The 17499-nt window shown below is 71.4% G+C and carries 19 protein-coding genes; 9 read left to right on the forward strand and 10 right to left on the reverse strand.

Translation table 11 applies throughout. From position 1 onward, the window contains the following. The first annotated feature begins 46 nt into the window (after positions 1-46). A complete protein-coding gene (locus PD653B2_RS02810) occupies positions 47-832 on the forward strand; it encodes an enoyl-CoA hydratase/isomerase family protein (RefSeq protein ID WP_085870810.1) in 786 nt (261 codons plus the stop codon). Positions 833-939: 107 nt separating this feature from the next. Beyond that, positions 940-1386 carry a GreA/GreB family elongation factor gene (locus tag PD653B2_RS02815; RefSeq protein ID WP_085870811.1) on the forward strand — a complete coding sequence of 149 codons (447 nt, stop codon included), beginning with the start codon at positions 940-942 and terminating at the stop codon, positions 1384-1386. A 15-nt stretch (positions 1387-1401) separates the two neighbouring features. On the opposite strand, the gene PD653B2_RS02820 is transcribed toward PD653B2_RS02815, so the two are convergent. Next, a complete protein-coding gene (locus PD653B2_RS02820) occupies positions 1402-2415 on the reverse strand; it encodes an App1 family protein (RefSeq protein ID WP_085870812.1) in 1014 nt (337 codons plus the stop codon). A 41-nt stretch (positions 2416-2456) separates the two neighbouring features. On the opposite strand from PD653B2_RS02820, the gene PD653B2_RS02825 reads away from it, so the two are divergent. Next, entirely contained in the window at positions 2457-3971 is a 1515-nt protein-coding gene (locus PD653B2_RS02825) for an ATP-dependent DNA ligase (protein WP_085870813.1), read from the forward strand. Positions 3972-4088: 117 nt separating this feature from the next. On the opposite strand, the gene PD653B2_RS25540 is transcribed toward PD653B2_RS02825, so the two are convergent. Further along, a complete protein-coding gene (locus PD653B2_RS25540) occupies positions 4089-4568 on the reverse strand; it encodes a hypothetical protein (RefSeq protein ID WP_242665115.1) in 480 nt (159 codons plus the stop codon). A gap of 708 nt (positions 4569-5276) precedes the next feature. On the opposite strand from PD653B2_RS25540, the gene PD653B2_RS02835 reads away from it, so the two are divergent. Further along, on the forward strand, positions 5277-5960 hold the full coding sequence (locus PD653B2_RS02835) for a TetR/AcrR family transcriptional regulator (RefSeq protein ID WP_085870815.1): 684 nt from the start codon (positions 5277-5279) through the stop codon (positions 5958-5960). On the opposite strand, the gene PD653B2_RS02840 is transcribed toward PD653B2_RS02835, so the two are convergent. After that, positions 5921-6529: a hypothetical protein gene (locus tag PD653B2_RS02840; RefSeq protein WP_085870816.1), complete on the reverse strand. Its 609-nt coding sequence runs from the start codon at positions 6527-6529 to the stop codon at positions 5921-5923. The two genes, PD653B2_RS02835 and PD653B2_RS02840, sit on opposite strands and share 40 nt — an antisense overlap. A 27-nt stretch (positions 6530-6556) precedes the next feature. Next, a complete protein-coding gene (locus PD653B2_RS02845; RefSeq protein ID WP_085870817.1) occupies positions 6557-7849 on the reverse strand; it encodes an acetyl-CoA C-acetyltransferase in 1293 nt (430 codons plus the stop codon). A gap of 97 nt (positions 7850-7946) precedes the next feature. Between PD653B2_RS02845 and PD653B2_RS02850 the strand changes: the two genes are divergently transcribed. Then, positions 7947-9323 carry a 3-oxoacyl-ACP reductase gene (locus PD653B2_RS02850; protein WP_085870818.1) on the forward strand — a complete coding sequence of 459 codons (1377 nt, stop codon included), beginning with the start codon at positions 7947-7949 and terminating at the stop codon, positions 9321-9323. Between the two features lies 1 nt (position 9324). Beyond that, positions 9325-10167 (forward strand): MaoC family dehydratase, encoded by an 843-nt coding sequence (locus PD653B2_RS02855; protein ID WP_242665116.1) that lies wholly within the window; start codon positions 9325-9327, stop codon positions 10165-10167. 52 nt (positions 10168-10219) lie between these two features. Here PD653B2_RS02855 and PD653B2_RS02860 read toward each other — a convergent pair whose 3' ends face one another. Next, entirely contained in the window at positions 10220-10693 is a 474-nt protein-coding gene (locus PD653B2_RS02860; RefSeq protein ID WP_085870819.1) for a hypothetical protein, read from the reverse strand. A 213-nt stretch (positions 10694-10906) separates the two neighbouring features. Between PD653B2_RS02860 and PD653B2_RS02865 the strand changes: the two genes are divergently transcribed. Beyond that, on the forward strand, positions 10907-12811 hold the full coding sequence (locus tag PD653B2_RS02865; RefSeq protein ID WP_085870820.1) for a hypothetical protein: 1905 nt from the start codon (positions 10907-10909) through the stop codon (positions 12809-12811). A gap of 39 nt (positions 12812-12850) precedes the next feature. Here the strand turns inward: PD653B2_RS02865 and PD653B2_RS02870 are convergent, their stop codons facing one another. Then, the gene (locus tag PD653B2_RS02870; RefSeq protein WP_133058875.1) at positions 12851-13240 is read right to left on the reverse strand and encodes a hypothetical protein; all 390 of its coding nucleotides are present in this window, start codon (positions 13238-13240) and stop codon (positions 12851-12853) included. Positions 13241-13426: 186 nt separating this feature from the next. Here PD653B2_RS02870 and PD653B2_RS24730 point away from each other — a divergent pair, with 186 nt between their 5' ends. Beyond that, a complete protein-coding gene (locus PD653B2_RS24730; protein WP_165763308.1) occupies positions 13427-13594 on the forward strand; it encodes a hypothetical protein in 168 nt (55 codons plus the stop codon). On the opposite strand, the gene PD653B2_RS02875 is transcribed toward PD653B2_RS24730, so the two are convergent. Together PD653B2_RS02875 and PD653B2_RS02880 are read right to left on the reverse strand one after the other, a co-directional pair. Beyond that, a complete protein-coding gene (locus tag PD653B2_RS02875; protein ID WP_085870822.1) occupies positions 13581-13985 on the reverse strand; it encodes a nitroreductase family deazaflavin-dependent oxidoreductase in 405 nt (134 codons plus the stop codon). The two genes, PD653B2_RS24730 and PD653B2_RS02875, sit on opposite strands and share 14 nt — an antisense overlap. 7 nt (positions 13986-13992) lie before the next feature. Beyond that, on the reverse strand, positions 13993-15327 hold the full coding sequence (locus tag PD653B2_RS02880; protein ID WP_085870823.1) for an MFS transporter: 1335 nt from the start codon (positions 15325-15327) through the stop codon (positions 13993-13995). Positions 15328-15369: 42 nt separating this feature from the next. Between PD653B2_RS02880 and PD653B2_RS02885 the strand changes: the two genes are divergently transcribed. Further along, the gene (locus tag PD653B2_RS02885; protein WP_085870824.1) at positions 15370-15771 is read left to right on the forward strand and encodes a winged helix-turn-helix transcriptional regulator; all 402 of its coding nucleotides are present in this window, start codon (positions 15370-15372) and stop codon (positions 15769-15771) included. Here the strand turns inward: PD653B2_RS02885 and PD653B2_RS02890 are convergent. Both PD653B2_RS02890 and PD653B2_RS02895 read right to left on the reverse strand, forming a co-directional pair. Then, positions 15761-16639 (reverse strand): acyl-CoA thioesterase, encoded by an 879-nt coding sequence (locus tag PD653B2_RS02890; RefSeq protein WP_085870825.1) that lies wholly within the window; start codon positions 16637-16639, stop codon positions 15761-15763. The two genes, PD653B2_RS02885 and PD653B2_RS02890, sit on opposite strands and share 11 nt — an antisense overlap. Further along, positions 16636-17499: an acyl-CoA thioesterase gene (locus PD653B2_RS02895; protein WP_085870826.1), complete on the reverse strand. Its 864-nt coding sequence runs from the start codon at positions 17497-17499 to the stop codon at positions 16636-16638. Before PD653B2_RS02895 ends, PD653B2_RS02890 begins: the two co-directional genes overlap by 4 nt.

Raw genomic sequence — 17499 nt, forward strand, 5'->3', positions numbered from 1 at the left:
ACGGCACCGACGCCCCGATATCTGGAACACGTTCTAGTCTGGGCGCATGTCGCTCCAGATCTCCGACGAGAAGCGGGTCCGCACCCTCACCCTCGACCGGCCCGACGCGCTCAACGCCTTCGACGAGGCGCTCTACGACGCCACGACCGAGGCGCTGCGCGAGGCTGCCGACGACCCCGGCGTCGCGGTGGTCCTGCTGACCGGGAACGGCCGCGCCTTCAGCGCCGGCACCGACCTGCTCGAGATGCACGCCCGCGCGACCGACCCGGGGTTCGTGCCCGGCACGCACGGCTTCGCCGGGCTGGTCGACGCGCTGGTCGACTTCCCCAAGCCGCTGGTCTGCGCGGTCAACGGCGTCGGCCTGGGCATCGGCACGACGATCCTCGGCTTCGCCGACCTCGCGTTCATGTCGGCCACCGCGCGGCTCAAGTGCCCGTTCACCAGTCTCGGGGTCGCGCCCGAGGCGGCCTCGTCGTACCTCCTCCCCCTGCTGCTCGGCCGCCAGGACGCCGCCTGGGTGCTGCTGTCCGCCGAGTGGGTCTCGGCGGAGCAGGCGCAGGAGATCGGCCTCGTCTGGCGGGTCTGCGAGCCCGACGACCTGCTGCCCGAGGCGCGCCGGCACGCCGAGCTGCTCGCGGCCCGGCCGATCTCGTCACTGATCGCCGTGAAGCGCACCATGACCGAGCCGCTGCGCGCCGGCATCGCGGCCGCGCGCGAGCGCGAGAACGCCGCCTTCGCCGAGCTGATGGGCGGTCCGGCCAACCTGGAGGCGCTGACCGCCTTCGCCGAGGGCCGGGAGCCGGACTTCACGCAGTTGCCTCCGGGCTGGTGAGCGGCGTGTCGCGGGCATAGACGAGGGCACGAGGTAGTTGCGCTGACGACCGGCGGCAGGAACGCCGCGGTCGCCCGCAGCCCCATCGCCCACCAAGGAGCCCGTTGATGGCCGTGACCAGCCCCACCGAGACCAGCGCCGAACTCCTCTCGACCCGCCTGGAGTCGCTGCGCGCCGAGCGCGCCCAGCTCGTCTCCGAGAACCTGCTCGAGGCGGCCGGGGACGCGGCCGACCGCGCGCCCAACGTCGAGGCCGCCATCCGGCTCGGGCTCCTCGACGAGCGGATCGCCGCGGTCGAGCTCGAGATCGAGGCCAGCCGCCACTACCAGCACACCGACGGGGTCGTCTCGATCGGCGACCGGGTGGTGCTCGACCTGGGCGAGGGTCACGAGACCTACACGGTCGGCTCGGTGGAGCAGGCCGTCGCCGGCGTGGACACCATCACGCCGAACAGTCCGCTGGGCCGCGCGATCGTGGGCGCCGCGGTGGGGACGACGGTGACCTACAGCCCGCGCCGGGGTGTGCGGCTCTCGGCGACGATCATCTCCGCCTGAGCGCTCTCGGGTCGCCTACAGCAGCCCGAGGCCGGTCGCGTGACGTCGTACGGCGTCGGTGTCGGCGGCCAGCACGAACGGCACGTCGTGCTCCCACGAGTCCGATACCGCCTCGACCCTCCCGTCGCCCGGGTCGAGGCGCACCTCGCGGATGTAGACGGCGAGGACCCGGCCGGGGTGCGCGCGGACGATGTCGGCGTAGATCTGCGGGTCCTTCTCGCCCGAGTCGCCGATCAGCACGAACGACAGCGTCGGGTGCAGCTCGAGCACCTCCTCGATCCGCTCGTGCTTGCGAGCCCGGCCCTCGCGGGTGCCCAGCAGGTCGCGCAGCAGCAGCGGCCCGACCGGGAAGGCGCGGTGGCGGAGAAACGCGAGCAGGAAGGCGTGCAGGTTCCACGGGCTCGACGAGACGTAGAAGAACGGGTTCGCACCGGCCTCGAGGTCGCGATAGAGCTCGGCGGCGCCCGGGAACGGCGTGCGGGTCAGCGCCGAGCCGGTGAACGTCTGGCGGAGCATCAGGCCAACCCGCTGGACGCCGGTCTCGATGATCGTGTCGTCGACGTCGGAGATCACACCGAACCTGGCCTCCGGGCCGGGCACCAGCACCGTGAACGTCGTCGGGTGGAGGTCGGTCAGGCCGCGGTACTCCCCCGCCAGCTCGACGACGCCCTCCTGCCAGGGACCGACCGGGCGGGTCGGTCGCAGCACGACCCGGAAGTACCCCTCCTCGTCGGTCGTGACCTCCGCCGACGCGTCGCCCACGGTGACCCGCAGCGGCACCCCGGGCAGTTCGTCGGTGACGAACAGCGCCAGGGTCCGCCGTACGGCGGCGCCCACACCCTCGCCCTCGACCGCGTCGGTGGGCGGCGGGTTGTCGAGCACCCGGCCGCGCACCACGACGCCGGCCGCGCTGCCGTGCCCGCCGTACGACTCGATCCGGAAGCTGCGCGGTGGCTGCTTCGACCTGCGCCGCCTCCGGGCGGCGTCCCAGGCGTGCTCGGCGTCGAGCACCCAGCCGCGAACGTCCATGGGATCACCGTAGTGTCGGCGCCGTCGTCTTGAATGGTGACGTGCTGCTCGCCGAGATCGTCGCCACCTCCGGGGTCGTCGCCGCCACCCGCTCGCGCAAGGCGAAGGTCGCGGCGATCGCCGCGCTGCTCGCCTCGGCGGCGCCCGACGAGCTCGAGATCGTGACGGCGTACGTCGGCGGGGCCTTGCTCCAGCGCCGCACCGGCCTCGGCTGGCGCGGTGTCACAACGATGCCCGACCCGGCCCCGTCGTCCTCGCTCACGGTCCTCGAGGTGCACGAGGCCTTCGACCGGCTGGCCGCGCTGTCCGGGGCGGGGTCGCAGGCAGCCCGCGCCGCCGCGGTCGTCGAGCTCTTCGGCCGCGCGACCGCCGACGAGCAGGCGTGGCTGCGTGGCGTGGTCACGGGCGGGGTCCGCCAGGGCGCGCTCGACTCCCTGGTGCAGGAGGCGCTCGCGGCGGCGGCCGACGTGCCGCTCACGGCGGTGCGCCGGGCCGCCATGCTGGCCGGCTCGACCGTGGCGGTCGCACGCGCGGCCTTCGAGGGCGGCGTCGACGCGCTGGGCGAGGTCGGGCTGCAGGTGGGCCGACCGGTGCTCCCGATGTTGGCCTCCAGCGCGCCCGACATCGCCGCGGCGCTGGACAAGGCGGGGGGCGGTGAGGTCGCGGTCGACGTGAAGCTCGACGGCATCCGCATCCAGGTGCACCGCTCGGGCGACGACGTGCTGGTCGCGACCCGGTCGCTGGAGGACATCACCGCCCGGCTGCCCGAGGTCGTCGAGGTCGCGCGCTCGCTGCCCGCCTCGACGTTCGTGCTCGACGGCGAGGCGCTGGCCCTCGACGAGACCGGCCGTCCGCGGCCGTTCCAGGAGACCGCGTCACGCACGGCGACGGCGGAGTCGTCAGGGGGCGTCGTGGTCACGCCGTACTTCTTCGACCTGCTGCACCTCGACGGCGACGACCTGCTCGATGTGCCCGGCGCCGATCGCACGGCCGCGCTCGAGCGGCTGGTGCCCGCCGAGCACCGTGTCGCCCGGCTGGTCACGGCGGACCCGGCGGCGGCCGAGGACTTCGCCGCCGAGGCGCTGAGGTCCGGTCACGAGGGCGTCGTGGTCAAGAACCTCGCCGCGCCGTACGACGCCGGCCGCCGCGGCTCGTCCTGGGTGAAGGTCAAGCCGGTGCATACCCTCGACCTGGTCGTGCTCGCGGTCGAGTGGGGCTCCGGGCGCCGCCAGGGCTGGCTCTCCAACATCCACCTCGGCGCGCGCGACCCCGCGACCGGTGGGTTCGTGATGCTCGGCAAGACCTTCAAGGGCATGACCGACGAGATCCTCGCCTGGCAGACCGAGCGCTTCCTCGAGTTGGAGACACACCGGGACGGACACATCGTCTACGTGCGGCCCGAGCAGATGGTCGAGATTGCGTTCGACGGGGTTCAGCGGTCCGGCCGCTACCCCGGCGGCGTGGCCCTGCGGTTCGCACGAGTGCGAAGATTCCGGGACGACAAGACCGTCGGCGAAGCAGACACCATTGACCTGGTGCGAGCGCTCCTTCCCTGACCACCCCCTGCTGCGCAGCGGCAGTACCGACGGGGCGACCAGGAGCCTGACTGTCTCTTGCGATCGGCCCGCGCTCGCGAGCGGCCGCACGTCTAAACCCGGATCCGCGAGCGGCGGTCAGGGGGTGGAGGTCGTGACCGCGAACGATCCGTAGAAGTCGGCCGGCCCTTCACTGGTGCTGTTCGTGTACGCGTGGATGTAGAGAGCGATCTCATCACCGGCCTCCAGCGCGATCGACAGATCGCCACAGGATCCCGACACCGCAAGGGAGTCGGGCAGGTAGATCTGGGGGCAACCGGCGGCGACGAAGAACGGCCCAATGCCGCCCGCAGAGACCAGCAGGTACGGCTGCACCCGCAAGGCTGCCTGGCCCGTCGTCTTGCCGAAGTTCACGGAGATGCCCGTGATCGTCTGGTCCTGGCCGATCACCTGAGCCACACTGGGGTGCTCCCCAGCGCGAGGCTCGTCAGCGCTGTCGAAGTCGACCCGTGTGGCCGGCACGTTGACACCCGAGAAGCCGGTCGCGGGCAGGTAGACATCGATGTCGGGGAAGCTCTGGTCACTCTGAGCGATCGTGAACAGACCGCTGGACATCATGGTGGTAGGGCCGGCAGGTCCGGCGACCCCGGGTTCTCCGCTCGGACCGGCCGAGCCAGGCGCGCCACTCGGTCCGGGCGCGCCACTCGGGCCAGTCGAGCCACTCGGGCCAGGCGCGCCACTCGGCCCGCTCGGGCCAGTCGAGCCAGATGTCCCCGACGCCCCGCTGGGACCTGCCGGACCCGGCGACCCAGCAACCCCGGTAGCACCGTCGGCCCCGTCTGCGCCGGGCACGCCTTCCTGGTTCCAGGTGAGCACCCGCTCCCGAGACGCGCGAGGGCCCTCGGTAACGCACGGCTTCACACTCGACGGGACCCGCATGACGCCAGTCTTGACGCGCACGCACGCCGTGAGGACCGTCGAGGCCGCCTTGTCGGACGGACCAGAGGTGGCAGCAACCGCTCCCCCGCCAACAGCCACGACGATGACCGCACCAACGCAGGCAGCGAACCTGCCCCGGGAAAGATGTTGAGACATGCCCCGGAGTCTGACAGCAAAGATCGCTGCTCGCAGGCAGATCAACAATCCTCGCCGTGATCGTCCGGCGGGTGCTCGGTGACAACGGCAGCGCCTACCGATCGCACGTGTGGCGCGACATCTGCGTCGAACTGGCGATCACACCGAAGACGGTCACCCTCCCGCTAGTCCGAGGAGACCGACTCCGTCACAGTCGTGCAACTCGGTGTTGCAGTTCCCTACGATGGGCTCATGAGCAGCACGAGGCCTGAGACCGACGGGCGTCGCTCCGCGGCCGCCGTACGACGACGGGCCCGCGAGAAGGACATCATCGCGGCGACTCGCGCGCTCTTCGACCAGCGCGGCGTCCGCGACGCCCAGATCGAGGACATCGCGAAGGCGGTCGGCATCAACCGGGCGATCGTCTACCGGCACTTCACCGGCAAGGAGGAGCTCTTCGCACTCACCCTGGTCGGCTACCTCGACGAGCTCCGGGTGGCGCTCGCCGAGGCCGCGGACTCCGCGACCTCCCCTCGCGACCGCCTGGCGGCGCTGGTGGGCGCGTTCGTCGACTACGGGGTCGCGCACCCGGCGTTCGTCGACTGCGCGCAGACGCTGATGCGGCGCACCGGGCCCGAGCTGCTCGACGAGATGTCGGAGAGCGCGGTCTTCCGGCTCGGCCGCGGCATCTCGACCTGCCTCGCCACCCTCGGCCAGGTGCTCGAGGACGGCGTCGAGGCGGGCGACTTCGCGGTGGACGAGCCGATCCTGCTCGCGAACATGCTCTACGCCAGCGGGCTCGGCGCGCTGCAGCTCGCTCGCGTCGGCATCCTGGTCAAGGAGGCGGCGCCGGGCATCCCCACCGTCGGCACCATCTCGCCCGAGCAGGTGCGCGACTACCTGGTCGCCTCCGCGCTGGCGCTCGCCGCGCGCTGAGACCGCCACCGCCGGACCTCGAGGGCGATGATGACGGCCGCGCCGAGCACCAGCGCCACCCCCGCCCAGAGCAGTCCTTCCAACCCGGCCAGGTCGCACTCGGCGCCCCAGTCAGGGTCGTCACAGTTCGACGTCGCGTAGCGCGCGGCCCCGGCCAGGAAGGAAGCAACAGTGGCGGCCAGCACCACCACGCCGTACACGAAGAACCGGATCGGCGCCGCCAGCGCCACCCCGACCAGGACGACCACGACGACGAGCAGGTTCAGCTCGCCCTCGTGGCTCCCGTAGACGAACCGGAAGCCGTCGACGCTCCAGCCCAGCACCGCGATGACGACGGCGAGCCCGAGCAGCGAGGCCCCGAGCGCACGGCGCGCCGCCCGGGTCGGCAGCGCGAGCGGGACCGCGCAGGCCGCGAGGACGAGGGCCAGGTAGCCCAGGGGCAAATTCCACCGGTCGCTCCCCGAGCCCGACGTGTCGTCGAGCTGGATGAACCCGCCGAGCCCCAGCACCACCAGGCTCAGGACGAGCAGCCCGAGGCAGGCAAGCGTGCGCCGTCCCGACGGATCCATACCGTCAGGAGAACACAGAGGGCGGCGTCAGCGCTCCAGGATCGCCACGACGCCCTGGCCGCCGGCGGCGCAGACCGAGATCAGCGCCCGGCCCCCCTGCCCGCTGGATGCAGCCTTCTGGGCGAGCAGCTTGGCGGCGACGTTCACGATCCGGCCACCGGTCGCGGCGAACGGGTGGCCCGCGGCGAGCGAGGAGCCGTTGACGTTGAGCTTCGACCGGTCGATCGAGCCGAGCGGGGCGTCGAGGCCGAGGCGCTCCTTGCAGAACACCGGGTCCTCCCACGCCTTGAGCGTCGAGAGCACCTGTGACGCGAACGCCTCGTGGATCTCGTAGAAGTCGAAGTCCTGCAGCGTCAGGCCGTTGCGCGCGAGCATCCGCGGGACGGCGTACGCCGGTGCCATCAGCAGGCCTTCGCCGCCGTGCACGTAGTCGACCGCTGCGGTCTCGTAGTCGGCGAGGTAGGCCAGCGCCTCGTGCCCGTGCTCCGTGGCCCACTCGTCGGTGGCCAGCAGCACGACGGAGGCGCCGTCGGTCAGCGGCGTGGAATTGCCGGCCGTCATGGTCGCGGCCTCGCCCCGGCCGAAGACCGGCTTGAGCTTGGCGAGCTTCTCGACCGACGAGTCGGGGCGCAGGTTCTGGTCGCGGTCGACCCCGCGGAAGGGCGTGATCTGGTCGTCGAGGAAGCCCGCGTCGTACGCCGCGGCGAGGTGCTGGTGAGACGCGGCGGCGAGCTCGTCCTGCTCCTCGCGGCTGACCTTCCACTCGAGCGCGGTCAGCGCGGCGTGCTCGCCCATCGACAGCCCGGTGCGCGGCTCGCCGTTCTGCGGGATCTCGAGCCCGATGTCGCCGGGACGGATCGCCCCGAGCGCCAGCACCTTGCCCTTCGTGTCGCGGGCGGCGTTGACCTTCATCAGCTTCTTGCGCAACCGGTCGCTGATCGCGACGGGCGCATCGGAGGTGGTGTCCGTGCCGCCGGCGATGCCGACGTCGAACTTGCCGAGCGCGATCTTGTTCGCGACCTCGATGGCGGCCTGCAGCCCGGTGCCGCACGCCTGCTGGATGTCGATGGCGGGCGTCTCGGGCGAGAGCTTCGAGCCGAGCACGCTCTCGCGGGCCAGGTTGAAGTCGCGGGCGTGCTTGAGCACGGCGCCCGCGACGACCTCACCGACCCGCGCACCCTCGAGACCGAAGCGCTCGACGAGCCCGTCGATCGCCGCGGTGAGCATGTCCTGGTTGGACGCGTCGGCGTAAACGGTGTTGGAACGGGCGAACGGGATACGGTTCCCGCCGATGACGGCGACGCGGCGAATGTCGTTCATGGATCCATCCTTGCCGGGGCACCGCGTTGAGAGAAGGCTATGAGGGCCACATCACGAAATGTGGACTCTGAGTTACACGAGGAGTTACATAACCATCATGAGCGACCTCTACCAGGGCTTCACGTCCTCGGCCATCGGCAAGCAGATCACCAAGATGCTCGGCCTGCCGGCGCCCACCCGGCTCGAGCGGTACGTCGCCGGCGCGCCGCTCGTGGACGGCACGGTCGCCGTCGGCGGTCGGGGGCGGCTCGCCGAGTCACTGACCGGCATCCTCGACACCCTCGGCATCGCCGGCGTCGAGGTCGCCCCGGGCGCGACGCCCGGCGACGGCACGACGTACAAGGGCCTGGTCTTCGACGCCACCGGCCTGACGTCGTCCGACCAGCTGGTCGCGCTCCGCGACTTCTTCACCCCGCTGCTGCGCAGCCTCGACACCTGCCCGCGCGTCGTCGTGATCGGCACCCCGCCGGAGCAGGTCGAGGGCGGCGAGCGGCTTGCCCAGCGCGCGCTCGAGGGCTTCACCCGCAGCCTCGGCAAGGAGATCGGCCGTGGCGGCACCGTCCAGCTCGTCTATGTCGCCGACGGCTCGGAGGGCTCGGTCGCGAGCACCCTGGCCTTCCTCCTCTCCCCCAAGTCGGCCTACGTGTCCGGACAGGTGATCCGGATCGGCGCCCACGGGAGCGCCGAGCCCGGCACGGTCACCGACTGGACCCGCCCCCTCGAGGGCAAGGTCGCGCTGGTGACCGGCGCGAGCCGCGGCATCGGCGAGCAGATCGCCCGGGTGCTGCACCGCGACGGCGCGACGGTCGTCGGGGTCGACGTGCCTCAGGCCGCGAGCGAGCTGCAGGCCGTGATGCGCGAGCTCGACGGCGACCACCTCGTCCTCGACATCACCGCCAAGGACGCCCCGCAGCGGATCGCCCACCACCTGACGACCGAGCACGGCGGCGTCGACGTCGTCGTCCACAACGCCGGCATCACCCGCGACCGCAAGCTCGCCAACATGGCGCCCTCCGACTCTGCCAATGCTGGGGGAGGCGACCGCTTCGAGCAGGTCATCGCGGTCAACCTGACCGCTCCCGAACGGATCACCCGCGAGCTGCTCGACCAGGGCGTCATCAACCAGGGCGGCTCGGTCGTCGGCGTCGCCTCGATCGCGGGCATCGCCGGCAACGTCGGTCAGACCAACTACGCCGCGTCCAAGGCCGGCGTGATCGGACTGGTCGACTCGCTCGCCGACGAGCTCCGGGACGGCATCACCATCAACGCCGTCGCCCCCGGCTTCATCATCACGCAGATGACCGCGGCGGTGCCGTTCGCGACCCGCGAGGTCGGCCAGCGGCTCAACGCCATGGCGCAGGGCGGCCTGCCGGTCGACGTCGCCGAGACGATCGCCTGGTACGCCAGCCCGGGCTCCACCGCCGTCAACGGCAACGTCGTGCGGGTCTGCGGCCAGATGATGCTGGGGGCCTGACGTGCTGCCGACCATGGTGAAGGCGGCGCTGCCCGCCGTCCCCGGCGTCAACCTGCTCCCCGGCGTCCGCAAGACCGGCTCCACGCTGCCCGACCTGTCGCTGGTGCGGCACGACGTCCCGGTCGACCTCGACCACGTGGCGGCGTACGGCGCGCTCTGCGGCTTCCCGCGCAAGGACACGCTGCCGCTGCCCTACCCGCACCTGCTGGCGTTCGGCCTGCACCTGCAGATCATGACCGACGGGTCCTTCCCGTTCCCGGCGATCGGGACCGTGCACCTCGAGAACTCGATCACCCAGCACCGCCCGATCGCGGTGACCGAGCAGCTCCAGGTCACCGCGCGGCCCGACAACCTGCGCCCGCACGCCAAGGGCCGGGTCTTCGACATGCTCACCACCGTCCACTCCGCCGGCGAGCTGGTGTGGGAGGAGACGTCGACCTTCCTGCGCCGCGGACACGGTGACGACAGCGCGGCGCCGGGCACGAGCTTCCCGGACGCGCCTGCGACCGGCACCGTCTGGAAGCTGCCCGGCGACCTCGGCCGGAAGTACGCCGCCGTCTCCGGCGACCACAACCCGATCCACCTCTACCGGCTGACCGCGAAGGCGCTGGGCTTCCCGCGCCAGATCGCGCACGGCATGTGGAGCATGGCCCGTTGCGTCGGCGCGCTGGAGAACAGGCTGCCCGACCACGTCACGGTCGACGTTGCGTTCAAGAAGCCGATCTTCCTGCCCGGCACGGTCGCCTTCGGCTCGCGCCCGACCGACGACGGCTACGCCTTCTCGCTCACGAACCCGAAGACCGGCGCTCCCCACGTCGCCGGCACCACTGCTGCGCTCACGTGACGCGAAAACGCCCCCGGTCGGTGCTCGACCGGGGGCGTTCCGTTGTCGACCGTCAGCGGCAGATCCGGACCCATCCGGAGGACCAGGTCGTCCGGTAGCGGTAGATCTTCGTGCCACCAGCGGTGACGCCGACCTGCCCGATGTTGACCCCGGCACTCCAACTTCCGGCCACGTCGTTGTAACTGTCGGTCGTCGTGCGGTAGTTGTAGCAGCCCGGGTTCAAGGTGCCCGTGATGCTGTTCCAGCCGTTCGCGTTGGCCCACCAGCCGTTGACGAACACGGGGCCCCAGAAGGTGCTCCGCTCGAGCTTGATGTAGTTGAAGCAGCCCAGGGTGCCGCTGCAGTCGCGGGAGAGGTTCGCCCTGCCCTGCGCCTGGGTGGCGTTGATCTTGGTCGGGGCGTTGACCGAGATGGGGTAGGCCGCGGCGTCGGCCGGGCTGGTAGAGCCGAGCGTCGCCGCGAGGAGCGCCGCAGGGATCACTGCGACCAGGAGCGAGAGCCGGCGGGTCTTGATGTTCGTGTGCATCTGCTTGCCTTCCTGTCGGAGCTGGGGCTCCCGAGCGCCGCTGACAGCGGTATCGCAGCACGGGCGATGCCCCCCTCGAGAGCAGGCGTTCGTGCCGTGCACGGACTTCCGGACAGCGCCCTCTGAACGGGTTATCGTTCGAGCACTCTCGGGTGTACGGAACTCCGGTCAGTGCGCCAGACCGGATCTGCGCGCAGCCCGAAAGGATGACCGGTGACGCCATCGTCGGAGTCCGATCGTGCATTCGTGGCGGGTGACGGGGAGGCCGCGAGCTCGGAGGCAGAGGACACGACGGGGACCGGCGTGAACGACCGGCTTGCCGCGGGCATCGCGCGCTGGAGGGCGCGAGCCGCCGACGAGTTCCCCGGGAAGACCTCGTCCCGGCGGCAAGCCGCGACTCTCGGCATCGCGACGAACACCTACAACGACTGGCTGAAGAAGGCGACCGCGCCGAGCCACGAGCTGATGCTGCAGTTCCATCTGCGCACCAACTTCAAGCTGGGCGAACAGACCCGGTTGCTGTTCGGGGTTGACGATCACGAGCTGGACATCAGGGTGCCCCTCTGGGAGCCCCGGCTCAGCGCTGAGCATCTCCTGGAGAGCTTGCGGAATGCGCTCCGCAAGTCCCATACGACGACGCCCTCCGTCTTCGACATCGGCGAGGCACTCCTCGCATCCTGTCGGCAGACCGGCGACCTCGGCAGGTGGCGCGCGCGACAGTTCGACGTCCCGGGTGGCTGGCACTTTCCCCATGTCGCGTTCGAGGCAGTCGAGTTCATGCGCTGGTACGGTCCGGACGCCGGCGTCGACCACGATCCCGACCGCGACACAGCGGCGAGGTTCCTGGGGATCGAGAACGGCGACATCCCTGACCAGGCGTCGCGATTTCTGACCCCTGCGCCCCTTGCGGAGGCCTCACCTCCTGCCACGTTCGAACCAGGCGTGCACGCGGCGTCGCGCGCAAGGCATTGGGAGCAGTTCCGCTACGAGCGTGCCGAGCTCAACAAGCGTCTCGAGAGGATCCGGGGCGCATCGAGGACGGGCTGGGTCGGCGGCTACGGCACGCTCCACATCCCGCTGCTGCGCCACTCGACGGACTCGACCGGAAGGCACATCGCGATCCAGCAACCGGTCCGCCCGATGGACCCCGAGCACGCGCAGACGGTGCCCGTCGTTGACCAGCAAGGGGTCCGAACGATCCTCTTGCTGGGAACGAGCGCTGTTTCGATAGGTCCCCTCGGCACCTGGCTCGCGGACGCCCTGGGCTGGACCTCGTTGTGGGTCGAGGAACTGAACCACCGGCACTCCGGCCAGCGGATTCTGCTCCTGGAAATGGACCGGCGAGACCTGATCCCGGCGATCTACCGAAACCTGGCAAGGGATCCCCTTCCCCGAACTGTGCTCACCATCCCCCTCCCCTGGCTGCATCGAGACGCCAGGGAGCAGCCAGCCGCGGCAACGCGCCTGCCCGAGGCCGAGCTGCTCCTCCAAAGCGAGCGCGTGCTGCCGATCCTGATCAAGCCGACACCAGAGACGCTGGCGTTGTGGGAGGAGCGCCAGTCGTTGGCCTCTGCGGGCGGGCACCGACCGAGTCCGCACAATCGGATGAATCGGGTCGCCGAGCTCTACCGCGTGTGCGAGGACTACCTGTCCACGGTGCCCGGCGCCGTGGTCGCCGACGTGACGGCGACGCTGCCCTGGGCGGGCGACGCCGTGATGGCGGCCGACCAGGACGACCAGATCCCCTCGTTCTACCAACATCCGTTGATCGGGGACATGCTGCTGCGCGTCACCTACGAACTGGGATTCGCGCTCCGCAGTCCGAAAGGCATCGTCCACCTCCGCGGCCAGAGACCCGGCGGAAGTCGCCTGGAAAAGGCCACCCAGCAGCTGCGCAAGCTCCCAGGTGTCCCCTCGGGGCTCTCGTCGGTCGGGTTCGCGCCGTCCTCGTTGGTCGCCCAGTTCGAAGCGACCCTCCGTGCGGTGACGAGACCCGGCCAGTGGGCCGACGACGACCACCTCGTCTGGGACTCGGCGTACGAACGCCCGCACGAGGGCCAGCCGCCGAAGACGGGCCGGATCACTCGGATCCGGCTGGTCGGCCCGCGGACTACGTGATCGACGTCCCACCCCCGGTACGACCACCGAGCGATCTCGTCAGAGGCGGACCCGGGCCACGCAGACCTCACCGCTCCGGGCGTTCTCGGCGCGGAACGTGAAGGAGTCCGAACCGGCCGAGTTGCCGGTCCTGCGGCTGACCTCGAAGGACCCGCTCGGACCTCGGGTGGTGGACCGGCCGTGCGCGGCGACGTCGCCGTCGTGCTGGAGGGTCCACGCCCAGGTCTGACCGTTGCGGTTGCTGTCGATCTCGGACTCGACCTCGATGCGACCGTTGTCGGGTTTGGCCTTCATCTTCCAGTCGGTGCTCCCGGAGCACGACCCGTGCCGGATGACCCCACGGTCACCCGCGTGGGCGGCGCCGGCACCGATGGTCGGGACGGCGGCGGCGATGAGCAGGACGGCGGCGATGGCGGGTGTCTTCTTCATGACCACACCCTCGGGGCGGGACATGTGCTGCCCATGAGCCCGCGATGAGAGAGTCCTCATCGACCCCGGGCGACGGGGGGTCGGCGGCACGGGATCCATGCCGCTCGAGACGGTGGCCAGAACGGCGGCTCGGGCGGATACTCGGAGACAGGACGAGCAGCCCACCGGCGCACGTCAGGAGGGGTCGTGAACGAGCAGAGGATCCCGGGAGTCAGGGACGCCGAGCTCCCGCCGGTCACCGAGCGGGTCTACGCCATCCACGTGGTGATCATCGTGGTGCTCTTCGCCGTCCTGCTGTTCATCGCCCTCTACCTCCCCGGTCACCACGTCGTCGACGTCATCAGCGGCGGGTGAGCGCCACCACCGGGATGACCCGGTCGGTCTTCTTCTCGTAGTCGGCGAAGCCCGGGACGAGCGCGGCCTGCTCGGCGTACTTCGCGTCCCGTTCGGCGCGCGGCAGCTCCTCGGCCACGACGTCGATCGTGTCGTCGCCGACCTCGATCCTGGCCTCGGGGTTCGCCTTGAGGTTGTGGTACCAGTCCGGGTTGGTGTCGGCACCGGCCTTCGACGCGAAGACCAGGAAGCGGTCACCGTCGGGCAGGTACATCATCGGGTTGACCCGCTCCTGCCCGCTCTTGGCGCCCGTGGAGTGGAGAAGGAGGAGCGGCGCGCCCTCGAAGCCGCCACCGACCTTCCCGTGGTTTGCGCGGAACTCCTCGATGACCTGCTGGTTGAAGTCGCTCATGGCCCCACTATGCCCGGCCGCGACCCGACCACGCGATGGTCGCGGCGCCGAGCAGGCTCAGCGCCGCCGCGACGAGCACGGCGACGTTCCACCCCTCCAGCAGGTCCGCGCCGGCGTGGGTCGCGACGACGACGAAGAGCGTGATGCCGCAGGCGGCGCCGAGGTAGCGCGCCGTGTTGTTGGCACCGCTGCCCATCGCGGCGCGGTCGGGTGGCACGCTCGCGACGGCTTCGCGCCCGAGGAGAGCGTTGAGGACGCCGGTGGCCAGGCCGGCGACGAACATCGGCACGGCGAGGCGCCCCGCGCTCGACGACGCGTCCAGGCCGTAGCCGGTGAGCTGCCCGAGCGCCACCACGACGAGCAGCGCGGCGACCGGGCGCGGTCCTTCGAGCGGGTGCCGCAGGTGTCGGATGAGGTACGACGTCACGACGCTCGTGCCCGACCAGACGGCGACGAGCAGGCTGGCGGTCCAGAGGCTGGCGCCGAGCCCCACCTGGGCGACGGTCGGCACGAACGACGACATCCCGATGATCCCGAGGCCGAGCGTCAGCGAGCCGAGCGTCGCGGCGCGGAACCGCGGCCCGCGCAGGAGGTCCGGGTCGACCAGCGGCTGGGCGACCCGTCGCTCGACCAGAGCGAAGCCGGTCGCCGCCAGGACGGCCAGCATCGCCAGCACGACGGTCGGGGCGTCGATGCCGTTGCGGCCCTGGGTCAGCGCCGAGACGAGCAGCGTCATCGCCGCGACCAGCAGGGCGAGACCGGGTACGTCGATGCGCCGCGGGTCGGCGGCCGAGGACTCGCCGACCCGTTGCAGGCTGGGCAGCAGGAGGAGCAGGGCGAGGACACCGACCACGGCGTACGTCTCGCGCCAGCCGGACCCGACGTCCAGGGCGGCCGACAGGACCGCCCCGGCCGTGATGCCGAGCCCGACGCTGGCGCCCCAGATCGAGGTCGCGTGCACGCGGGCCGCTCCGGGCGCGAAGTCGTGGGCGAGGACCGCCAGCCCGCAGGCCAGCACCGCCGCTCCCCCGACACCCTCGACGACCCGGGCCGCGACGAACAGCACCGGCTCCTGCGCGGCGGCGCAGACGAAGGCGCCGACACCGATCGCGCCGAGTCCTGCGGCGTAGACCCGTCGTCGTCCGAAGGCATCGCCGAGCACCCCCGCCGCCAGCAGTGCGGCCGCGAGGCCGACGGACATCGAGCTGAGGATCCAGGCGCGCGCGACCGGGCCGGCGCCGAGGTCGGCGGCCGTGCGCGGGACGGTCGCCATCGGCGTGACGTAGGTGACCAGCACCAGGGCGGTGCCCAGCGCGATCGGCAGCAGGGAACGGGTGGTCACAGTTGGTTTGACTTCCAAACTCACACCCGGCACGCTACCTGCATGCCCACCGTTGCGCTAGCCCAGCTCCCCGGGCGCCCGTGCCCGATCGCCGCGTCGCTCGAGCTGGTCGGCGAGCGCTGGGCGCTGCTCGTGGTCCGCGAGATCGCGTTGGGCAGCACCCGCTTCGGCGACATCGTGCGCGGCACCGGCGCTCCCCGCGACCGCATCGCAGCCCGTCTCAAGGCGCTCGAGGCGGCCGGCGTGATCGGGCGTACGGCGTACCAGCAGCGGCCCGAGCGGTTCGACTACCACCTGACGGCGTCCGGCCGGGACCTGCTGCCGGTGCTCGATGCCCTGCTGGCCTGGGGTGACAGGCACGTCGTCGCCCCCGACGACCCCCGACGACTCCGGCGCTACCGACCGATCAGTGAGACGGCGCGCGACGCCCTCGTCAATCCTTGAGGCCCGGACCCTTGGTGCCGTCGCGACGCGGGCGGATCAGCCCCTCCTGGGCGACGGTGGCGACCAGCGTGCCGTCCTGGGTGAAGACCCGGCCGAGGGCCAGTCCCCGCGCGCCCTGGGCCGACGGCGACACCTGGTCGTAGAGCCACCACTCGTCGGCCCGGAAGGGCCGGTGGAACCAGATCGAGTGGTCGAGCGACGCCATCTGCGTCTTCGCCGGGTTGACCTCGTGGGCGGCCAGCGTGGAGCCGAGCAGGCTCACGTCGCTGGCATAGGTGAAGGCCGCGGTGTGCACGATCGGGTCGTCGCCCAGACCCTCCTTGAGCCGCACCCACATCCGGGCCTGCGAGGGGTGTCGCGGGTCGGGCTCGAGACCATGTCGCGAGTTGCCCAGCCAGCGCACGTCGAGGGCGCCCCACTCCTTGCCGAGCGCGTCGGCGTCGTCGTTGCCCCCGCGGCGCATCACCTCGACCAGGTCGAAGCCGGACTCGGGCTCGCCGACCTCCGGCATCGCGTCCTGGTGTTCGTAGCCCTCCTCGGGCTTCTGGAAGTTGAGGGTCTGGTAGTAGATCGGCCGGCCGTGCTGGCGCGCCACGACGCGGCGGGTGAGGAACGACCGGCCGTCGCGGATCCGCTCCACGTCGTAGACGATCGGCACCGCGTAGTCGCCACCGAGCAGGAAGTACGAGTGCATCGAGTGCACGACGTACGCCGGGTCCGCGGTGCGGATCCCCGCGACCAGCGCCTGCGCCGCGACCTGACCGCCGTACACCCGATGGCGCACGGAGTCGGGCTGCCCGCCGCGGAAGAGATCGACGTCGATGTCCTCGAGGTCGAGCAGGTCGACGAGCTCTTCGGTGGAGTTCATGGGCGCGTCCTCGGTCGGATGAGTGCTTCCTGGGCGACGGTCGCCACGAGGGTGCCCTCCTCGGTGAAGACGCGAGCGGTGACCAGGCCGCGGCCGCCCGAGGCGGACGGCGACACCTGGTCGTAGAGCCACCACTCGTCCGCGCGGAACGGACGGTGGAACCACACCGAGTGGTCGAGGGAGGCGACGAGCACGTCGGAGCCGCCGAGGGAGACGCCGTGCGGCGCGAGGGCCGCGCCCATCAGGGTCATGTCGGACAGGTAGGTGAACGCCGCGACGTGCTGGAAGGGGTCGCGCGGCAGCCGGGAGGAGACCCGCAGCCAGAACTGTTGGCGCCCCGGGTGGGCCGGATCGGCCTCGAGCAGGTCGGCGGAGCTGCCGACGTAGCGGAAGTCCACCACGTCCCACTCGGCGTCCAACGGGTCGGCGTCGTCGGGGCTGGCCGCGCGGTGCGCGGCCCGCGCGTCGATCGCCTCGTCCGGCGCGATCGTCTCCGGCTTCCGGTCCTGGTGGTCGTAGCCGTCCTCCGGCTTCTGGAAGTTCGCGGTCAGCGCGTAGATCGGCCGGCCGTGCTGACGGGCCAGCACGCGCCGGGTCGCGAAGGACCGGCCGTCTCGGAGGTTCTCGACGTCGTAGATCGTCGGCGCCTGGGTGTCGCCGGGCTGGAGGAAGTAGGAGTGCAGCGAGTGGACGGCGTACGCCGGGTCGACGGTGCGCGTCGCGGCGACCAGGGCCTGGGCCGCGGCCTGACCCCCGAAGACCCGGGGCAGCGCCGAGGGCATCTGCCTGCCGCGGAACAGGTTGTCGTCGATGCGCTCGAGGTCGAGCAGCTCGACGAGCTCATCGGCGTTCTTCGGCAC

Source organism: Nocardioides sp. PD653-B2, assembly GCF_002117935.1.
GTDB lineage: Bacteria > Actinomycetota > Actinomycetes > Propionibacteriales > Nocardioidaceae > Nocardioides.